Below are 17,999 nucleotides of genomic sequence, written 5' to 3'. Positions count from 1 at the left end.
ACGCCGCCGAACAAATTTTGAGAAAAGCCCCGTACCGGGAAACCGGTACGGGGCTTTTCTGCGTTTACCGACGTTTAGGGTCGATGTATGCGCTATGACCTCATCATCTTCGACAACGACGGTGTGCTCGTCGACAGCGAGCCCCTCTCGAACACCATCCTCGCGGGCTACCTCACCGACCTCGGTTTCCCAACCTCGTACGAGGACTCCATCCGCGACTACATGGGCTCCGCCATGCACCGCATCCACGAGCTGATCGGGGAGCGGACCGGGCAGTCGCTGCCGGCCGACTTCGACGACGTCTTCCACTCCCGTGTCTTCACCGCCTTCGAGCGGGAGCTCCAGCCGGTGCCCGGGGCCGTCGACGTACTCGCGAAGCTGGTGGCGGACGGTGTGCCGTACTGTGTCGCCTCCTCCGGCAGCCATGAGCGGATTCGGGTGGGGCACCGGAAGACCGGGCTGGACGAGTGGTTCGAGGAGGAGTGGGTGTTCTCCTCGCAGGACGTCGGGCGCGGGAAGCCGGCGCCGGATCTCTTCCTGTACGCCGCCGAGCGCATGGGCGTCGCGCCGGAGCGGTGTGCCGTCGTGGAGGACAGCCCGCTCGGGGTGCAGGCCGCGCGGGCCGCGGGGATGGACGTCTACGGCTTCACCGCGATGACGCCCGAGGAGCGGCTCCAGGGCGCCACCGCCCTCTTCTCGGACATGGCACAGCTGCCCGAACTGCTCATGTGATTCATCTACCCAGGAGTAGGGCTCGGCCCTAGGCTGTGCGGCCATGACGGACGCGGCCATGAGTGACCCCCGCCTGCGGCACGGCCGGGCGGCTCTCACCTTCAGTTTCTTCGTGCAAGGCGTGGCCTTCGCGCTCCTGGTGACACGTATCCCGGCGGTCCAGGACCGGTACGGGATATCCGACGGTCTGCTTCCGGCCTTTCTCGCCGGGGTGCCGATCCTGGCAGGTGTCGGGAGCGTGGCCACCGAGCACCTGGTGAAGCGGGTCGCGCCGAGCGTCGCCCTGCGGTGGGTGCAGCCCCTCGTCATGCTGGCGCTGCTCGGGGTCGCCGCAGGGGACCGGCTGGGGCAGGCAGCGGTCTCGTTCGCGATGTTCGGGCTGGCCATCGGCGGGCTCGACGCGTCCATGAACATGCTGGGGGTCAGCCTTCAGCACGCGTACGGCCGCAGCATCATCCTGGGCTTCCACGCCTCCTTCAGCCTCGGCGGGATCGTCGGCTCCTCGCTGGCGTGGTCCGGTGCGCACTGGCATCTGTCGCTGTTGACCCTGTACCTGCCGGTCGTGGTCGTCCTGGTGCCGCTGTGTCTGGTGGGAAGCCGGTGGTACGTGGACGCGCCGCGCGGCGGGCAGCAGGTGCCCACCGAGGCGGCCCTCACGGGTGACGAGCGCCGGCCCGTCGTCTTTCGGCTGCTGCTGCCCCTCTGCCTCGTCATGGCCTTCGCCTACATCGGCGAGTCGACCGTCGCGAACTGGAGCGCGAAGTACCTCCAGGACGTCCTCGGCAGCTCCGAGCAGCTCTCCACGGTCCCGTACAACGTCTATGTGGTCTCGGCGCTGCTCGGGCGGACCGTCGGGGACCGGGTGGTGCGGCGGTTCGGGCCGGTCACGGTGGTGCGGGCCGGCAGCGTCCTGGCGGGCGCCGGGTTCGCGATCCTCGCGGTGGCACCGGGGCCGTGGGTGGGGATGCTCGGGCTGCCGCTGCTCGGGTTCGGGCTGTGTGTGATCGTGCCGCAGACGTTCGCGGCGGCCGGACGGCTCTTCCCGGGCTCCTCCGACGGCGCCATCGCGCGGATCAACATCTTCAACTACGTGGGGTACCTGGTCGGGGCGCCGCTCGTCGGTGGGCTCGGTGAGGCGTGGACCTATCGCGGCGCGATGCTGGTGCCGATGGTGCTGGTTCTGCTGACGCTCCTGTACGCCCCGTCGTTCGGCGCCGAGGGCGCCCGATACGGTGGCGGGCATGAGCGGCCGCACACTGTTGATGTGGGATGACGCCGTCACGGCGTACGACTTCGGACCGAGCCATCCGATGGATCCGGTACGGCTCTCGCTGACCATGGGGTTGGTGCGGGCGTACGGGCTGGACAGGGCGGTCGAGGTGGTCGCCGCGCCGGCGGCGGGGGACTCGACGCTGCGGCTGGTCCACCGCGAGGACTATGTGGCGGCCGTACGCGCCGCCTCGGCGGATCCGGGGGCCGCGGACCAGGCGTACGGCCTGGGGACCGTGGACGATCCCGCGTTCGCCGGGATGCACGAGGCGTCGGCGCTGATCGCGGGGCAGTCCGTGGGGGCGGCCGAGGCGGTGTGGCGCGGGGACGCGGCGCACGCGGTGAACTTCACGGGCGGGCTGCACCACGCGATGCCGGGCGGGGCGGCGGGGTTCTGCGTCTACAACGACGCGGCGCTGGCGATCGCGCGGCTCCTGGAGCTGGGGGCGGAGCGGGTCGCGTACGTGGATGTGGACGTGCACCACGGGGACGGGGTGCAGGCGGCCTTCTGGGACGACCCCCGGGTGCTGACCATCTCGCTCCACGAGCATCCCCGGCTGCTGTTCCCCGGGACGGGGTGGCCGGAGGAGACGGGGGCGGACGGGACGGCCGTGAACGTGGCCCTGCCGGCCGGGACGGGGGACGCGGGGTGGCTGCGGGCCTTCCACTCCGTGGTGCCGGAGCTGCTGGCCGAGTTCCGTCCCCAGGTGCTGGTGTCGCAGCACGGAGCGGACACGCACTTCGAGGATCCGCTGGCGCATCTGGCGGTGTCGCTCGACGCGCAGCGGGCCGTCCAGGAGGCGTGTCATGCGCTGGCGCACGAGCATGTGGCCGGGGGGAAGTGGGTCGCGCTGGGGGGCGGGGGGTACGCGGTGGTGGATGTGGTGCCGCGGTCGTGGACGCATCTGGTGGGGGTGGCGGGGCATGCGCCCGTCGACCCGTCGTCGGTCGTGCCGTCCTCGTGGCGGGATGAAGTCTATGCGCGTACGCGGCAGTTGGGGCCGGGGCGGATGACGGACGGGCGGGAGGTGTCGTGGGCTGACTGGGAGTCGGGTTATGACCCCGCGGACCGGCTGGATCAGGCGGTGTTGGCTACGCGGCGGGCCGTATATCCGTTGCGAGGGCTTTTGCCGTAGGGGTTCCTCCCCGCCCCGCCCCTTCCCGAAAGCTCTCCGGCGAGCGGCCGGTTTTTGTCTGCGGACCGTGCTGGGTTGCTCGCGCAGTTCCCCGCGCCCCCAACTGCCCAGGGGCGCGGGGTCCGCAGCCGAAGCAGTAGGCCGCTCGCCGGAGAGCTTTCGGGAAGGGGCGGGGTGGGGGAGACGGGGCCCGTTACGCCAACTGTGCGGTCTCCGGCCCGATTCCGCCCCCCGGGCCCCCCACTGCGGCAGCATCGACCCCGTGTTGAGCACCGGGGCGCTGCGGGCGCATCTGTTGGCTGCGCGGTTGGCCGGGCCTGTGGCCACCTCGCGGGAGGAGAGTCTGCGCAGCTACCGGCTGTTCGCGGCCCGCGACCCGCGCGTCACGCTCGGGCTCGACCCCGAATGGGGCTGGGGCGAGCGGGACTTGCTGCGGCTGATGGCGGACAAGTGCGGGGTGAGCCCGGACCCGGCGCATGTGTCGGGTCCGGATGTCATCGATCCGGAGCGGACGTTGGCGGGGCTGGACGCGCTGGCCGCGCGCATCCGGGCCGTCGCCGCGCGGCGCGGAGCCGTACTCTTCGGAACCGGACATCCGCACCGGCTGCTCGCCTTCTACGCCGCCCTCGCGGACGCTTTGTCGGCGGCCGGATGTGATGTCCTCACCCCGGCGCAGGGGCGATGTGTCGACATAACGACCCGGTTCGGGGTACGCACGTACAACCTTGACTACGTACGAGGAGTCGCGTTGGTGCGGGAGCCCGGCGCACGGGGTGCCGGGAGTGAGACCGGCGCGCACACCCATTCCCCACTGCCGGTTCGGGTGGCTCTGGGCGCCTGTGCGACCCTTCGCGGGCGGCTGCCGGATCTGGTCGTGGGAGATCACGGATGGGTCTGCGGAGCAGGTCAGCTGGGTATCGAGGCGGTCGGCCTGGCCGATACGGACGATCCCGCGCTGTTCGTCGGAGAGGCCGAGGGGCGCGTGTCCGTAGCCGTTCCGCTTGATGACGCTGTGCGGTCTGATTACTACCGGCCGCTTACTCGCTATGTACTCAATCGAGCGTGTCTGTCACAGTAGGCGGCCGTTCGCAGCTCCTCTTCCCCACTCGCACCACCCGCCCCTAGTCTGGGGAGTGAGCGCACAGCGACGAAGAGTCACCGGAGGGGAAGCCGGTGCGCGTCGGGTGCGGAAGGTACAGGTGGGTCATGGCTGCTGATCAGAGGCCTCTGAACGAGGTCGTGTTCCTGACCGTGGCGGAAGTCGCCGCGGTGATGCGCGTGTCGAAGATGACCGTGTACCGCTTGGTACACAGCGGTCATCTGCCGGCGATCCGGGTGGGAAGGTCCTTCCGGGTCCCCGAGCAGGCGGTGCAGGAGTACCTCCGAGAGTCCTTCGTGGGGGTGGAGACAGCCTGACGGAGCCCTCGGTTACGACCTCTGCGCTCGGGCGGGTAGGCTAGCCCCTCGTAGGTCGTGTGGGCCCAGACGCCCCGCACCGAGTGAAGAGAAGTGAGCGAGGGTAGTCGTGGGCTCTGTTATCAAGAAGCGGCGCAAGCGGATGGCTAAGAAGAAGCACCGCAAGCTGCTCAAGCGCACCCGCGTTCAGCGTCGCAACAAGAAGTAAGCGACAGCTGTACGTGACTCGCAGCCCTTCCGCCGTCCTGGTGGGAGGGCTGCGGTGCGTGTACCGGCCGCATATCCCGTATGCCCTTTCGAGGGCCCGGGAGTGCGGCCGGCACGTTTTTCGGGGCCGTTTTATCGGCCACCGGCGAGGACGCGGTCGCCATCGGTCGGCATTCAGCCGCTACCGTGGCGGCCAGGGTGCAACTCAGGCCAGAGGAAGGCGCTGATCTTGGGGAAGGTCGTGCTCGTCACCGGAGTGGCCCGGCAGCTCGGGGGCCGTCTCGTGCGGCGCATCCAGCGTGACCCGGAGGTGGACCGGGTGATCGGTGTGGACGCCGTGCCGCCGGGCCACCATCTGGGCGGAGCCGATTTCGTACGGGCGGACATACGCCAGCCCGCCATCGCCCGGGTGCTCGCCGAGCACGCCGTGGACACCGTCGTGCACATGGACGTGACGGGTACGCCGCTGGGGGCGGGCGGGCGGACGTCGGTGAAGGAGACCAACGTCATCGGCACCATGCAGCTGCTCGGCGCCTGCCAGAAGTCGCCGTCGGTGCGGCGGCTCGTGGTGAAGTCGAGCACCAGCGTGTACGGGTCGGCGCCGCGCGATCCGGCCGTCTTCACCGAGACGACCCCGCCGAAGTCGCTGCCGAGCGGCGGCTTCGCGAAGGACGCCGTCGAGGTCGAGGGGTATGTGCGCGGCTTCGCACGGCGCCGGCCCGATGTGGCGGTGTGTGTGCTGCGGTTCGCCAACATCCTGGGGCCGGGCGCGGACTCGCCGCTCGCCGAGTACTTCTCGCTGCCGGTGCTGCCGACCGTGTTCGGCTACGACCCCCGGCTCCAGTTCGTCCACGAGGACGACGTCATCGACGTGCTGCGCATCGCCTCGCACGAGCCGAGGCGCGGAACGCTCAACAGCGGCACCTTCAACGTGGCCGGGGAGGGCGTGCTGCTGCTCTCGCAGTGCTCGCGGCGCCTGGGCCGGCCGACCGTGCCGGTGCTGCTGCCCGCCGTGCGGTGGGTGGGTACGGCGTTGCGGTCGGTGGGGGTGAGCGACTTCTCGCCGGAGCAGATCAGGCTGCTCACCCACGGCCGGGTGGTGAGCACCGCGCAGATGCGGGAGACACTGGGCTTCGAGCCGAAGTACTCGACGGCGGAGGCGTTCGCCGACTTCGCGCGCAGCCGGGGCCCCGGTCTGCTGCCGCCGGACGCCCTGGCGAGGGCCGTGGACGGGGTGGCAGCGCTGCCGTTGCGGCCCTTCTCCGGGGCCGCCGCGGCCCCTTCCCCCTTGTCCACTCCCGGCGCGGAATGAGGAGATCGACCACGATGGCGGACGCCAAGGTCATTCCGTTCGACGACGACCGCTCGCGCGGCGGTGCGCAGCGCCCGGCCCGGCGCCGCTCCGGCGGGCGGCGGGGGGCGGCCCCGGAGGCAGCTCCCGCCGCGGTGAGCGCCCTGCCGGGCCAGCAGAGCGGCTCCCCGGACCCGGAGGGCGGCGGGAGCCCGCAGGAGCCCGCTGACGCCGCCGCCGAGCAGCGGGGCGCCCCCGGCGGGGACGGCGGCTGGGACCGCAGGATCGCGGGCGGGCTCGCCTTCCTGCGGCGGCGGCTCACCGGTGACTACGAGGTCGACGAGTTCGGTTACGACGAGGAGCTCACCGACCAGGTCCTGATGTCCCTGCTCCGCCCGTTCTACGAGAAGTACTTCCGGGTGGAGGTGAAGGGCGTCGAGAACATCCCGGCCGAGGGCGGGGCGCTGGTCGTCGCCAACCACTCCGGGACGCTGCCGCTGGACGGGCTGATGATGCAGGTGGCGGTGCACGACCACCATCCGGCGGGGCGGCATCTGCGGCTGCTCGCGGCGGACCTGGTGTTCATGCTGCCGGTCGTCAACGAGCTGGCCCGCAAGGCCGGGCACACGCTGGCCTGCGCCGAGGACGCCCAGGCGCTGCTCGAGCGCGGTGAGGTCGTCGGGGTGATGCCGGAGGGCTTCAAGGGCATCGGCAAGCCGTTCAGCGAGCGGTACAAGCTCCAGCGGTTCGGGCGGGGCGGGTTCGTGTCGACCGCGCTGCGGGCCGGGACGCCGATCGTGCCGTGCTCGATCGTCGGGGCCGAGGAGATCTACCCGATGATCGGCAACTCCAGGACGCTGGCGCGGCTGCTCGGGATCCCCTACTTCCCGATCACGCCCACGTTCCCGTGGCTGGGGCCGGCCGGGCTGGTGCCGCTGCCGACGAAGTGGACGATCCAGTTCGGCGAGCCGATCGCGACCGACGGGTATCCGCCGGAGGCGGCGGAGGACCCGATGCTGATGTTCAACCTGACGGACCAGGTGCGGGAGCAGATCCAGCACACGCTGTACAAGCTGCTGGTGCAGCGGCGGTCGGTGTTCTTCTAGCGGCGGTCCTGCCGCAACGGCTTACGGGTGTGGGGCGCGCCTCTTGCGAGGGCGCCCCACACCTGTGTCCGGCGGAGCTACTTCGCGTCCTCGCCCTCGATGCCGAGGCCCGGGAGCAGGCCCGGCAGCAGCGGGGGCAGGGTGACGTCCGGGACCGGTGGCTTGGCCGGGGTGGTGCTGGAGGCCGGCGGGGCCTCCTTCGACGGCGGGTCGAGGAGGCCGCCGGTGTTGCCGCCGAGCAGGCCCTCGTTCGGCTTGCTGCCCGGGGTGGCGGGCTGCTGCGACTTGGTGCCGCCGCCGCTCGCGGTGCCGTGCGCCGGGGACGAGGGGGTGGCCGGGGCGGGGCGGGCCGTGTGGCTCGTCTCGCTCTGGTGCGATGTCTCCGTACGCCCATGGGTCTTCGTCTTGGGCGCGGGGAGCATCGAGCGCAGCGGCGCGACCTCTTCGTCTATGGCGGCGAAGACGGAGGTGACCTTGTCGCCGACGTCGGAGAGCTGGGCGGGGAGCTTGCCGCGCAGCTTGCTCCAGCTCTCGCGGTGCGCCGAGGCGAACGACGACAGGGCGGCGATGGGGCCGAGGGAGCCGTCCTTGGCATAGGCGGCGTGCAGCAGGCGGTGGCCTTCGGTCACGTCGTGCTGCATCCCGCTGAGCGCGCGGCGGACCTCGCTCAGCTGCTCGTGGTCGAGGTCGCCGGCGCGGCCCCGCTCCATCAGCCGACGGGCCTCGCTGAGCCGGGTGGAGGCCTGGTCGAGGTAGATCCGGCCGCGGTCGGCGTCGTCGTCCGCCAGGTTGAGCTTGAGGTCCTCCATCCCGCGCTTCAGCCCGTAGAGCGAGTCACCGGGGAGGGCGTCGGAGCTGGCAGCGGCCACGCCGCTGAACGCGCCCGCGGCCACACCGATGCTGAGGCCGCCCGCGGCGATGCCCTTCGACCAGCGGGAGCGGGGGCGCAATTTCCGGAGCGGGGCCGCCCGGTGGGCGCCCTTGCCGGTCCGCTGCTCGGGCATCCGAGGGTCGGTGGCGTCACCCGAAGCGAACATCTGCTCCATGGCGGCGACGAGCAGCGCCCGCTGCTCCACCTTCACCTGCGGGTCCAGCTCCGGTTTCGGCAGCTCGCCGAGGACGGTCGCCAGGGTCAACAGGTCGGCTTCCGCCGCCGGTTCGGCCCGGGCGGCCGGGGTGGCAGGTGGCTGCTGGGCCGCCGAGGCTTCTTCCAGGGCCTGGGCGAAGGCGTTCGCCCGCCGGTGCGCCGATACGTTCGCGATCACTGGCGGCACCTCCTCTCGTCATCACGGTCGACTCCCCAAGGGGCCTGGAAGGTTGCACGCCTTGAGCACTTCCACACGATCGAGTGAGCGGTCGTGAACATGGCGTGACCACAGGGAGCCTGCATCCGGCACAACGACGGACGCGGCACTTGGGTTACGGACGAAGGATGATCGGACCACAGCGTGATCAGGGCACCACTGAGCGCTCACCGTAGGTGAGTTGAGAGCCCGGCGCGCGGGCGGCCGCGCCCCGCGTGCGCGGGGAGCGGCCCGGGGGACGCCGTCAGCGGGCGTCTTCGGGCAGGAGTCGGGCGAGGGTGCGTACGGCGCGGTACTGGAGGGTCTTGATGGCGCCCTCGTTCTTGCCCATGACCCGGGCGGTCTCGGCGACCGAGAGGCCCTGGAGGAAGCGCAGGGTGACGCACTCCTGCTGCTGCGGGTTGAGTTTCCGTACGGCTTCGAGGAGGGCCGCGTTGGAGAGGGACTCCAGGACGGAGTCCTCGGGCGAGCGCTCCACCTCGTTGGCGTCGAGCATTTCGCCGGTGGTCACTTCCAGTCGGAAACGGCTCGACTTGAAGTGGTCGGCGACCAGGTTGCGCGCGATCGTGACCAGCCAGGCGCCGAAGTCGCGGCCCTGCCAGGTGAAGGTGGAGATCCTGCGCAGCGCGCGCAGAAAGGTCTCGCTGGTGAGGTCCTCGGCGGTGGCCTTGCCGCCGACGCGGTAGTAGATGTACCGGTACACGGTGTCGCTGTACTGGTCGTACAGCCGCCCGAAGGCCTCGGCCTCGCCCGCCTGGGCGCGCTCGACGAGGTCCATCATGCGGGCGCTGTCGCTGTCCGCGCTGGGGCGGCGGGCGGTCGGCGTCGCGGACGTGCCCGTGCTGCGGCCGCCGCTCCGTCTGCCGACCGCGGCACCGCCGTCTGCCAGCGCGTAGCAGGCACCGAGGGGTGAGGCGGTGGCGAAGGCGGGGGCGGTGGCGTACGCGGTGGGGACGAAGACGCGCAGACGGTCGACGACCGCTGCGCGCAGCGTAGCCAGGCCCGAGGCGTCAACCCCGACGTGTGGGTACACGGGACTCCCAGAGGCAGAGCTTCCATCACGTGCAGTGCGGGACCGTTCACCCGCCGTGGCGATGTGTGGGTTCCGGTATGCGTCTGAGGAGAATAACGCTTCGTGCAGGGAGCGCTACACCCAGTTGCTCAAATCGTCGATTCCGTCGCTTCTGTTACGTCTATGGGGCGGATTGGGTTGCGGAGTGTGAGCGGGGTGTGGCGTTGTGGTGATCGATGTTGATCGGTTGGGGGGTGGGATGTGGCCGAGTGGGGGGTGGGGGACTGGTGGGGGTTTCCTGCGGGTATGTGGTCCCGGATTGGGCCCCTCCCCGCCCCTTCCCTAAACCCTCCGGGGGTGGGGCCGCGTCCCGAGCGCTCTCGGCTGCCGCCGGGTGTCCTTTCGGCTGCGGCCCGGTGGCCGCTTCTCGCGCAGTTCCCCGCGCCCCTAAAAGCCTGTGGCTGAGCTGAGTTCTCCGGCTGCGGCCAACCCCCTAGGGGCGCGGGGAACTGCGCGAGCAACCGGCCACGGTCTGCGGACGAAGGCGGGTTTAGGGGCGCGGGGAACTGCGCGGGCAACCCACCACCGGGCCGCAGGTGAAGGCAGGTTCGGGCGTTAGCGGCGGCGGCGGTGCAGGGCCACTGCCGCTGCCGTGCCGCCGGCCAGCGCGCCTACGCCCGCCGCCGCCGGGATCCCCACCTTCGCCGCCTTGCGGCCCGTGCGGTAGTCGCGCAGGCGCCACTCCCTCGCCCGGGCGTGCTTGCGCAGCTTCGCGTCGGGGTTGATGGCGTAGGGGTGGCCCACCAGGGACAGCATGGGGATGTCGTTGTGCGAGTCGCTGTACGCCGCGCAGCGCGTGAGGTCCAGGCCCTCCGCCGCCGCCAGCGCGCGTACCGCCTCCGCCTTGGCGGGGCCGTGCAGCGGCTCGCCCACCAGGCGGCCGGTGTACACGCCGTTCACCGACTCCGCGACCGTGCCCAGCGCGCCCGTCAGGCCCAGCCGGCGCGCGATGATCGTCGCGGTCTCCACCGGCGCGGCCGTCACCAGCCACACCTTCTGGCCCGCGTCCAAGTGCGCCTGGGCCAGCGCGCGTGTGCCGGGCCAGATGCGGTCCGCCATGTACTCGTCGTAGATCTCCTCGCCGATGGACATCAGCTCGGAGACGCGGTGGCCCTTGACGATGGACAGGGCGCTCTCGCGCGCGTCCTGCATGTGCTCGGGGTCCTCGACCCCGGCGAGCCGGAACCACGCCTGCTGCCAGGCGAACCGCGCCAGGTCGCGGCGCTGGAAGAACTTCCGCTTGTACAGGCCCCGCCCGAAGTGGAAGATCGCCGCGCCCTGCATCACGGTGTTGTCGAGGTCGAAGAAGGCCGCCGCCAGATGGTCGCCGGCCACCGGGAACTCCGGTTCGGCGGGGGCGGACCCCGATGCGGAATCTGCTTCTGCCTTCCTTCTGGCTTCCGCTTCCGCCTCGGCCAGTTCCGCGAGCTCCTGCTCCGACTTGCGGGCGGCCTCGGCTGCGGCCTCGCCGGCCAGCACACTGCGGGCTGTCGCCGAGCGCCTACGAGGGGTGAGCCATCCCAGTACGGCCATGTCGTGAGCATAGCCAGTCTGTTCGGTACGGCCCGACACGCCGGGATGCGACGGGGTGAACTCCTCGTGGCGCGAGGGGGCGCCCGGCCGTCCGCGCGAGGCGGAGAATGGACGTATGAGTCCTCTCTTCCGGCGCGGGAAGTCCCCGCAGAACCCCGGCCCCTCCGCCCCGCCGCTCGTCACGCTCATCGGCAAGCCGGGGTGCCATCTGTGCGACGACGCCCGGGCCGTGATCGAGCGTGTCTGCGCCGAGACGGGTGCGGAGTGGGAGGAGAAGGACATCACTCAGGACGAGGCGCTGCACCGCGAGTACTGGGAGCAGATCCCGGTCGTCCTCGTCGACGGCGCGCAGCACACCTTCTGGCGCGTGGACCCCGCGCGGCTCAGGAGTGCGCTGGGCGCCTGAGGCGGGTGGGGCGCCGGTGCCCGCCCGTGAACCCCTGGTGGTCCGCCGCCCGGTGATCGAATGGGTGATCAGCGGTAGTTGCGGTTACCATCGAGGTCGTTTTGTCGCGTTCGGGGGTGTCATCGTGGAGAGGTGTGTACGGTTTTGCCCCCTTCGGGATCCCAACGGACCGAGTTCGGCTTCGGTTCCCGGAAATCGGCGCCGGTTCGCGTGAGCCCGGTCACTTTGCTCGGACAAAGCGGACACCATCTTTGTGCACGCGTTCACAAAGACATAGCCTGCATTCGACGGGGCGGTCCTGGGACACATGGCCGCCTGCCTCGCTCATCCCGCAGGAGCACCGTGGCAACTGGCCGAACTCACCGACCGGCGACCCGTAGCCGAGGAATCCCCGAGGCCACCGTCGCCAGGCTTCCGCTGTATCTGCGTGCGCTGACCGGACTGTCGGAGCGCTCCGTGCCCACGGTCTCCTCCGAGGAGCTGGCCGCGGCGGCGGGGGTCAACTCCGCCAAGCTGCGCAAGGACTTCTCGTACCTCGGCTCCTACGGGACCAGGGGCGTGGGCTACGACGTCGAGTACCTCGTCTACCAGATCTCCCGCGAGCTCGGCCTCACCCAGGACTGGCCGGTCGTCATCGTCGGCATCGGAAACCTGGGCGCCGCCCTCGCCAACTACGGCGGGTTCGCCTCCCGCGGCTTCCGGGTCGCGGCGCTGATCGACGCGGACCCCGCGATGGCGGGCAAGCCCGTCGCCGGGATCCCGGTGCAGCACTCCGACGACCTGGAGAAGATCATCAGCGAGAACGGTGTCTCCATCGGCGTCATCGCGACGCCGGCGGGCGCCGCGCAGCCGGTCTGCGACCGCCTGGTCGCCGCCGGGGTCACCTCCATCCTGAACTTCGCGCCGACGGTCCTGTCGGTGCCCGAGGGCGTCGACGTGCGCAAGGTCGACCTCTCCATCGAGCTCCAGATCCTCGCCTTCCACGAGCAGCGCAAGGCCGGTGAGGACGCCGCCGCGGGCGAGGCCGGCGGTGTCTCCGAGGTAGTGGCGCCCGTGGTGCGCGGCGGCGCGGCCGTGGACCGGAAGGGACCCGACGGGGACATGCCCGCCGTGATGCCGGCATGAGCCTCCTGGTCGTCGGCCTCAGCCACCGCAGCGCCCCCGTCAGCATCCTGGAGCGGGCCTCGCTGTCGGCGGACACGCAGGTCAAGCTGCTTCAGGACACCCTCGCCGCGGAGCCCGCGGCCGAGGCGGCGGTCCTGGCCACCTGCAACCGCATCGAGCTGTACGCGGACGTGGACAAGTTCCACGCGGGCGTCGCCGAGCTCTCCACGCTGCTCGCCCAGCACAGCGGCGTCGGCCTGGAGGAGCTCACTCCGTATCTCTATGTGCACTACGAGGACCGGGCCGTCCACCACCTCTTCTCGGTGGCGTGCGGTCTTGACTCGATGGTCGTGGGCGAGGGCCAGATCCTCGGCCAGATCAAGGACACCCTGGCGCTGGGGCAGGAGCTGCACACCGCCGGGCGGCTGCTCAACGACCTGTTCCAGCAGGCCCTGCGGGTCGGCAAGCGCGCCCACAGCGAGACCGGCATCGACCGGGCCGGGCAGTCCCTGGTCACCTTCGGCCTGGAGCAGCTGGCCGTCGGCGTACCGGTGGAGACCTGGGCGAAGGACAAGCGCGCCCTGGTGATCGGCGCGGGCTCGATGTCCTCGCTGGCCGCGGCGACGCTGGCGCGCGCCGGGGTGCGCGAGGTGATCGTCGCCAACCGCACGCCCGCCCGCGCCGAGCGCCTGGTGGAGATCCTCACCGAGTCGGGCACGGCCGCCCGTACGGTGGCGATGGCCGATGTCGCACGCGAGCTGACACGAGTCGACGTGGCCGTCTCCTGTACCGGCGCGACCGGTCTGGTGCTGACCGCGCAGGCCGTCGGCGAGGCGGTCGGGGCCCCGGCCGTCGCCCCCGCCGCTCACCCGGCCCCCGAGGGCTGTCCCGCCGACTTCGCCGCGACGGCCGCCGCCGGTGCCTCGCTCGCCGCGTACACCGCGGTCGCCGAGGCCGAGGCGGTACGCGAACAGGGCGAGCCGGTCGACGCCGACTCGCTCGAGCTGCACGGCAGTTGGGCCGACAACGCCACCGGCACCCGGCCCGCCGCCCGCACCCGCATCCCCGCGCAGACCGGCCCGGTCCGGCTGGCGCTGCTCGACCTCGCCATGCCGCGCGACATCGACGCCGCCGTCCACCGCATCCCCGGGGTGCGCCTGGTCGACATCGAGTCGCTCGCCGAGGCCTCGGCCGACGCGCCGATGGCCGCCGACGTCGACCAGGTCCGCGCGATCGTCTCCGACGAGGTCGCGGCCTTCGGCGCCGCCCAGCGCGCCGCGCACATCACGCCGACCGTGGTCGCGCTGCGCGCGATGGCCGCCGACGTGGTCGCCGGCGAGGTGGCCCGGCTCGAAGGCCGGCTGCCCGACCTGGACGACCGCCAGCGCGCCGAGGTCACCCAGACCGTGCGCCGCGTCGTCGACAAGCTCCTGCACGCGCCGACCGTGCGGATCAAGCAGCTGGCGGCCGAACCCGGCGGCGCCGGGTACGCGGACGCGCTGCGCACTCTCTTCGACCTCGACCCGGAGACGGTCGCCGCCGTGTCGCGGGCCGATCTGAACGACGTCGACGTCAAGAGCCGAGACGCGAAGAACCGAGGGCGGTCATGACCCAGAAAGCACTGAGGCTGGGGACCAGGCGCAGCATGCTCGCCATGGCCCAGTCCGGCCAGGTGGCCGACGCCGTACGGCAGCTGACCGGGCGTCCGGTCGAGCTGGTGGAGATCACCACGTACGGCGACACCTCGCGCGAGCACCTGGCGCAGATCGGCGGCACGGGCGTCTTCGTGACCGCGCTGCGCGACGCGCTGCTGCGCGGCGACGTCGACTTCGCGGTGCACTCCCTCAAGGACCTGCCCACCGCCCAGCCCGACGACCTCGTGCTCGCCGCCGTGCCGGTCCGCGAGGACCCGCGCGACGTGCTGGTGGCGCGCGACGGGCTGACCCTGACCGAGCTGGCCGCCTCCGCCGAGGGCCGCCCGGTCCGCATAGGCACCGGCTCGCCGCGGCGCATGGCCCAGCTGAACGCGTACGCGCGCAGCCACGGCTTGGCCGTCGAGACCGTGCCGATCCGGGGGAACATCGACACCCGGATCGGATTCGCGCACAGCGGGGAGCTCGACGCGGTGGTACTCGCCGCCGCCGGGCTCAACCGCATCGGCAGGATCGGTGAGGTGACCGACTTCCTGCCGGTCGACACCATGCTGCCCGCCCCCGGCCAGGGGGCACTGGCGATCGAGTGCACGGCAGCCGATGCCGCTCTCGCCGCCGCGCTCGCCGAGCTCGACGACCCGTACACCCGGGTCGCCGTGACCGCCGAGCGATCCCTGCTCGCCGCCCTGGAGGCCGGCTGTTCCGCACCCGTGGGTGCGTACGCCGACCTTCTGGCCGACGGACAGGTTGTTCATGAGATGCGCCTGCGCGGCGTCGTCGGTACCACCGACGGCTCGACGCTGGTGCAGCTGTCCATCACCGGTCCCGTACCTGCGTCGCACGACGAAGCCGTGGCGCTCGGTCGCGAACTCGCGGTCGAGATGCTTGCCAAGGGTGCGGCCGGTCTTATGGGGGAGCGAGCACTTTGAGCCCCACCACGTCCTCGAACCTTCCCGCCGTCTCCGCGCACGGGTGCGTCACCTTCCTCGGTGCCGGCCCTGGGGACCCGGGACTGCTGACGCTGCGCGCCGTGGAAGCGCTGGCGTCGGCCGATGTCCTGATCGCCGAGCCGGCTGTGCTCGACGTGGTTCGCGCGCATGCGCGGGCAGGTGTGGACACGCCTCAGCTGACCGTCGTTGACGAGGCGTCAGCGACCGCTGGAGTCCCCGTGTTGCGGGACGCCGCCAATCTTGTCATGGAGGCCGCGCGCTCCGGCAGGCGGGTCGTCCGTGCCGTCTTCGGCGACCCCGGCCTCGACGGCAGCGCGGGCGAGGAGATGCTCGCCTGCGCCGCCGAGGGCATCACCTTCGAGGTCGTGCCCGGTGTCGCGACGGCGGTGGGCGTACCCGCGTACGCCGGTGTCCCGCTCAGCGACACCAAGGGCGCCGACGTCCGCTTCGTCGACGCGCGCAGCGCGGGCGAGCGCTGCTGGACCGAGGTCGGCGCGAGCGACGGCACGGTCGTCGTCTCCGCGACCCTGGAGACGGTGGCGGCCGCGGCCGGTGAACTGGTCGCGGCGGGCCGCAAGCCCGACACCCCGATGACGGTCACCGTCGCCGGTACGACGACCCGTCAGCGCACCTGGAACGCGACGCTCGGCTCGGTCGCCCAGGTCCTCAAGCAGGCCAAGGTGCTGCCCTCGCCGGACGGGCACCAGCCGGTGATAGCCGTGGTCGGCGAGCGCACCGCCGCCGCCCAGCGCGACCAGCTGTCGTGGTTCGAGTCCAAGCCGCTGTTCGGCTGGCGGGTGCTCGTACCGCGTACGAAGGAGCAGGCGGCGTCGCTCTCCGACCAGCTGCGTTCGTACGGCGCGGTGCCGCACGAGGTGCCGACGATCGCCGTCGAGCCGCCGCGCACCCCGCAGCAGATGGAGCGGGCGGTCAAGGGCCTGGTGACGGGCCGCTACGAGTGGATCGCGTTCACCTCCGTCAACGCGGTGAAGGCGGTGCGCGAGAAGTTCGAGGAGTACGGGCTCGACGCGCGGGCGTTCGCCGGGATCAAGGTCGCGGCGGTGGGCGAGCAGACGGCCGCCGCGCTGGTGGAGTTCGGCGTCAAGCCGGACCTGGTGCCGAGCGGTGAGCAGTCGGCGGCGGGCCTCCTCGAGGACTGGCCCCCGTACGACCCGGTCTTCGACCCGATCGACCGCGTGTTCCTCCCCCGCGCCGACATCGCCACCGAGACGCTGGTGGCGGGCCTGATCGAGCTGGGCTGGGAGGTGGACGACGTCACGGCCTACCGGACCGTACGGGCGTCGCCGCCGCCGGCCGACACGCGCGAGGCGATCAAGGGCGGCGGGTTCGACGCGGTGCTCTTCACCTCGTCCTCGACGGTCCGCAACCTCGTAGGCATCGCCGGCAAGCCGCACAACGTGACCGTGATCGCGTGTATCGGCCCGGCGACGGCCAAGACGGCGGAGGAGCACGGCCTGCGGGTCGATGTCATGGCTCCCGAGCCGTCGGTGCTGAAGCTGGCGGAGGCGTTGGCGGAGTTCGGGGCGGCGCGGCGTGACGCGGCGGTGGAGGCGGGGGAGCACGTGACCCGCCCGAGCGAGCGGCGCCCCGGCGCGCGGCGGCGCCGCACGACCTGACGGTCGGGTGGAGTTCTCCGTCTGCGGGTCGTGGCCTCTTCTCGCGCAGTTCCCCGCGCCCCTAGGGACAGGCGCTTTTAGGGGCGCGGGGAACTGCGCGACCAGCCACCCACTCAGCCGCAGACAAAGGCCGGGCCCCAAAAGGGGGCGGAGCCCCGGGGACAAAGGGGGATTGGGCGGGCGTAGCGTAGGGACATGACCTACGGATCCTTCCCCGGCGCCCGCCCCCGGCGGCTCCGCACCACCCCCGCCATCCGCCGCATGGTCGCCGAGACCCGGCTGCACCCCGCCGACCTGATCCTCCCCGCCTTCGTACGGGAGGGCATCACGGAACCCGTGCCGATCCAGGCCATGCCCGGTGTCGTCCAGCACACCATGGACACGCTGCGCAAGGCCGCCGTGGAGGCCGTGGAGGCCGGGGTCGCCGGGATCATGCTCTTCGGGGTGCCGGTGGACGAGAAGAAGGACGCCAACGGCACCGCGGGGACCGACCCCGACGGGATCCTCCAGGTCGCCATCCGCGCCGTACGCGAGGAGGTCGGCGACGACCTGGTCATCATGTCCGACCTCTGCCTCGACGAGTACACCGACCACGGCCACTGCGGCGTCCTGGACGCCGACGGCCGCGTCGACAACGACGCCACCCTGGAGCGGTACGCCGAGATGGCCCAGGTCCAGGCCGACGCCGGCGTCCACGCGGTCGGCCCCAGCGGCATGATGGACGGTCAGGTCGGCGTCGTCCGCGACGCGTTGGACCAGACCGGCCACGAGGACGTCTCCATCCTCGCCTACACCGCGAAGTACTCCTCCGCCTTCTACGGGCCCTTCAGGGAAGCCGTGGGCTCCTCCCTGCGCGGGGACCGCAAGACCTACCAGCAGGACCCCGCCAACGTCCGCGAGTCCCTGCGCGAGCTCGCCCTCGACCTCGAAGAGGGCGCGGACATGGTCATGGTGAAGCCCGCGGGCCCCTACCTCGACGTCCTCGCCAAGGTCGCCGAGTCCGTCGACGTGCCGGTCGCCGCCTACCAGATCAGCGGTGAGTACGCGATGGTCGAGGCCGCCGCCGAGAAGGGCTGGATCGACCGCGACCGGGCCATCCTGGAGACTCTGACGGGAATCAAGCGGGCCGGTGCCAACATGATCCTGACGTACTGGGCGACGGAGGTCGCCCGAGGGCTCTAGAA

17 protein-coding genes are annotated in these 17,999 nt (G+C 71.7%); 14 read left to right on the top strand and 3 right to left on the bottom strand.

Annotated elements, in window-relative coordinates:
* The first annotated feature begins 87 nt into the window (after positions 1–87).
* The 8 genes from ABD236_RS29700 to ABD236_RS29665 all read left to right on the top strand — a co-directional run bounded on the left by ABD236_RS29700 (position 88) and on the right by ABD236_RS29665 (position 7,157).
* Positions 88–732: an HAD family hydrolase gene (locus ABD236_RS29700; protein ID WP_344078933.1), complete on the top strand. Its 645-nt coding sequence runs from the start codon at positions 88–90 to the stop codon at positions 730–732.
* 58 nt (positions 733–790) lie between these two features.
* Complete coding sequence (locus tag ABD236_RS29695; RefSeq protein WP_344078931.1) at positions 791–2,005, top strand: MFS transporter; 1,215 nt, start codon at positions 791–793, stop codon at positions 2,003–2,005.
* A complete protein-coding gene (locus ABD236_RS29690; protein ID WP_344078929.1) occupies positions 1,974–3,137 on the top strand; it encodes an acetoin utilization protein AcuC in 1,164 nt (387 codons plus the stop codon). Before ABD236_RS29695 ends, ABD236_RS29690 begins: the two co-directional genes overlap by 32 nt.
* Positions 3,138–3,399: 262 nt before the next feature.
* Entirely contained in the window at positions 3,400–4,215 is an 816-nt protein-coding gene (locus ABD236_RS29685) for a phosphatase (RefSeq protein ID WP_344078927.1), read from the top strand.
* 128 nt (positions 4,216–4,343) lie between these two features.
* Positions 4,344–4,553, top strand: coding sequence for a helix-turn-helix domain-containing protein (locus ABD236_RS29680; protein ID WP_344078925.1), 210 nt, complete (start codon positions 4,344–4,346; stop codon positions 4,551–4,553).
* 109 nt (positions 4,554–4,662) lie between these two features.
* Entirely contained in the window at positions 4,663–4,761 is a 99-nt protein-coding gene (locus tag ABD236_RS29675) for a 30S ribosomal protein bS22 (protein WP_003948845.1), read from the top strand.
* A 228-nt stretch (positions 4,762–4,989) separates the two neighbouring features.
* Positions 4,990–6,072 (top strand): NAD-dependent epimerase/dehydratase family protein, encoded by a 1,083-nt coding sequence (locus tag ABD236_RS29670; protein ID WP_344078923.1) that lies wholly within the window; start codon positions 4,990–4,992, stop codon positions 6,070–6,072.
* Between the two features lie 14 nt (positions 6,073–6,086).
* On the top strand, positions 6,087–7,157 hold the full coding sequence (locus ABD236_RS29665; protein ID WP_344078921.1) for a lysophospholipid acyltransferase family protein: 1,071 nt from the start codon (positions 6,087–6,089) through the stop codon (positions 7,155–7,157).
* Positions 7,158–7,234: 77 nt separating this feature from the next.
* Here ABD236_RS29665 and ABD236_RS29660 read toward each other — a convergent pair whose 3' ends face one another.
* The 3 genes from ABD236_RS29660 to ABD236_RS29650 all read right to left on the bottom strand — a co-directional run bounded on the left by ABD236_RS29660 (position 7,235) and on the right by ABD236_RS29650 (position 11,066).
* A complete protein-coding gene (locus ABD236_RS29660; protein ID WP_344078919.1) occupies positions 7,235–8,422 on the bottom strand; it encodes a DUF5667 domain-containing protein in 1,188 nt (395 codons plus the stop codon).
* A gap of 283 nt (positions 8,423–8,705) precedes the next feature.
* Complete coding sequence (locus ABD236_RS29655; RefSeq protein WP_344078917.1) at positions 8,706–9,494, bottom strand: ECF subfamily RNA polymerase sigma factor, BldN family; 789 nt, start codon at positions 9,492–9,494, stop codon at positions 8,706–8,708.
* Positions 9,495–10,088: 594 nt separating this feature from the next.
* The gene (locus tag ABD236_RS29650) at positions 10,089–11,066 is read right to left on the bottom strand and encodes an HAD family hydrolase (protein WP_344078915.1); all 978 of its coding nucleotides are present in this window, start codon (positions 11,064–11,066) and stop codon (positions 10,089–10,091) included.
* A gap of 115 nt (positions 11,067–11,181) precedes the next feature.
* Here ABD236_RS29650 and ABD236_RS29645 point away from each other — a divergent pair, with 115 nt between their 5' ends.
* The 6 genes from ABD236_RS29645 to hemB all read left to right on the top strand — a co-directional run bounded on the left by ABD236_RS29645 (position 11,182) and on the right by hemB (position 17,997).
* Positions 11,182–11,472, top strand: coding sequence for a glutaredoxin family protein (locus ABD236_RS29645; protein WP_344078913.1), 291 nt, complete (start codon positions 11,182–11,184; stop codon positions 11,470–11,472).
* 342 nt (positions 11,473–11,814) lie between these two features.
* A complete protein-coding gene (locus ABD236_RS29640; protein ID WP_344078911.1) occupies positions 11,815–12,597 on the top strand; it encodes a redox-sensing transcriptional repressor Rex in 783 nt (260 codons plus the stop codon).
* Positions 12,594–14,186 carry a glutamyl-tRNA reductase gene (locus ABD236_RS29635; RefSeq protein WP_344078909.1) on the top strand — a complete coding sequence of 531 codons (1,593 nt, stop codon included), beginning with the start codon at positions 12,594–12,596 and terminating at the stop codon, positions 14,184–14,186. The genes ABD236_RS29640 and ABD236_RS29635 overlap by 4 nt, the downstream gene beginning before the upstream one ends.
* Positions 14,183–15,157 carry a hydroxymethylbilane synthase gene (gene hemC / locus ABD236_RS29630; RefSeq protein ID WP_344078906.1) on the top strand — a complete coding sequence of 325 codons (975 nt, stop codon included), beginning with the start codon at positions 14,183–14,185 and terminating at the stop codon, positions 15,155–15,157. The genes ABD236_RS29635 and hemC overlap by 4 nt, the downstream gene beginning before the upstream one ends.
* Positions 15,154–16,815: a bifunctional uroporphyrinogen-III C-methyltransferase/uroporphyrinogen-III synthase gene (locus ABD236_RS29625; protein ID WP_344078904.1), complete on the top strand. Its 1,662-nt coding sequence runs from the start codon at positions 15,154–15,156 to the stop codon at positions 16,813–16,815. The genes hemC and ABD236_RS29625 overlap by 4 nt, the downstream gene beginning before the upstream one ends.
* Positions 16,816–17,010: 195 nt before the next feature.
* Entirely contained in the window at positions 17,011–17,997 is a 987-nt protein-coding gene (gene hemB / locus ABD236_RS29620; protein WP_344078902.1) for a porphobilinogen synthase, read from the top strand.
* The last annotated feature ends 2 nt before the right edge of the window (positions 17,998–17,999 follow it).

The sequence above is a fragment of the Streptomyces crystallinus genome, assembly GCF_039521265.1.
Lineage (GTDB): Bacteria > Actinomycetota > Actinomycetes > Streptomycetales > Streptomycetaceae > Streptomyces > Streptomyces crystallinus.
This window is presented reverse-complemented; position numbering and strand designations above follow the sequence as displayed.

Coding starts and splice junctions, on each gene's coding strand:
- ABD236_RS29700 (WP_344078933.1), top strand. CDS start 88: ATGCGCTATGACCTCATCATCTTCGACAACGACGGTGTGCTCGTCGAC.
- ABD236_RS29695 (WP_344078931.1), top strand. CDS start 791: ATGAGTGACCCCCGCCTGCGGCACGGCCGGGCGGCTCTCACCTTCAGT.
- ABD236_RS29690 (WP_344078929.1), top strand. CDS start 1,974: ATGAGCGGCCGCACACTGTTGATGTGGGATGACGCCGTCACGGCGTAC.
- ABD236_RS29680 (WP_344078925.1), top strand. CDS start 4,344: ATGGCTGCTGATCAGAGGCCTCTGAACGAGGTCGTGTTCCTGACCGTG.
- ABD236_RS29665 (WP_344078921.1), top strand. CDS start 6,087: ATGGCGGACGCCAAGGTCATTCCGTTCGACGACGACCGCTCGCGCGGC.
- ABD236_RS29650 (WP_344078915.1), bottom strand. CDS start 11,066: ATGGCCGTACTGGGATGGCTCACCCCTCGTAGGCGCTCGGCGACAGCC.
- ABD236_RS29645 (WP_344078913.1), top strand. CDS start 11,182: ATGAGTCCTCTCTTCCGGCGCGGGAAGTCCCCGCAGAACCCCGGCCCC.
- ABD236_RS29635 (WP_344078909.1), top strand. CDS start 12,594: ATGAGCCTCCTGGTCGTCGGCCTCAGCCACCGCAGCGCCCCCGTCAGC.
- hemC (WP_344078906.1), top strand. CDS start 14,183: ATGACCCAGAAAGCACTGAGGCTGGGGACCAGGCGCAGCATGCTCGCC.
- hemB (WP_344078902.1), top strand. CDS start 17,011: ATGACCTACGGATCCTTCCCCGGCGCCCGCCCCCGGCGGCTCCGCACC.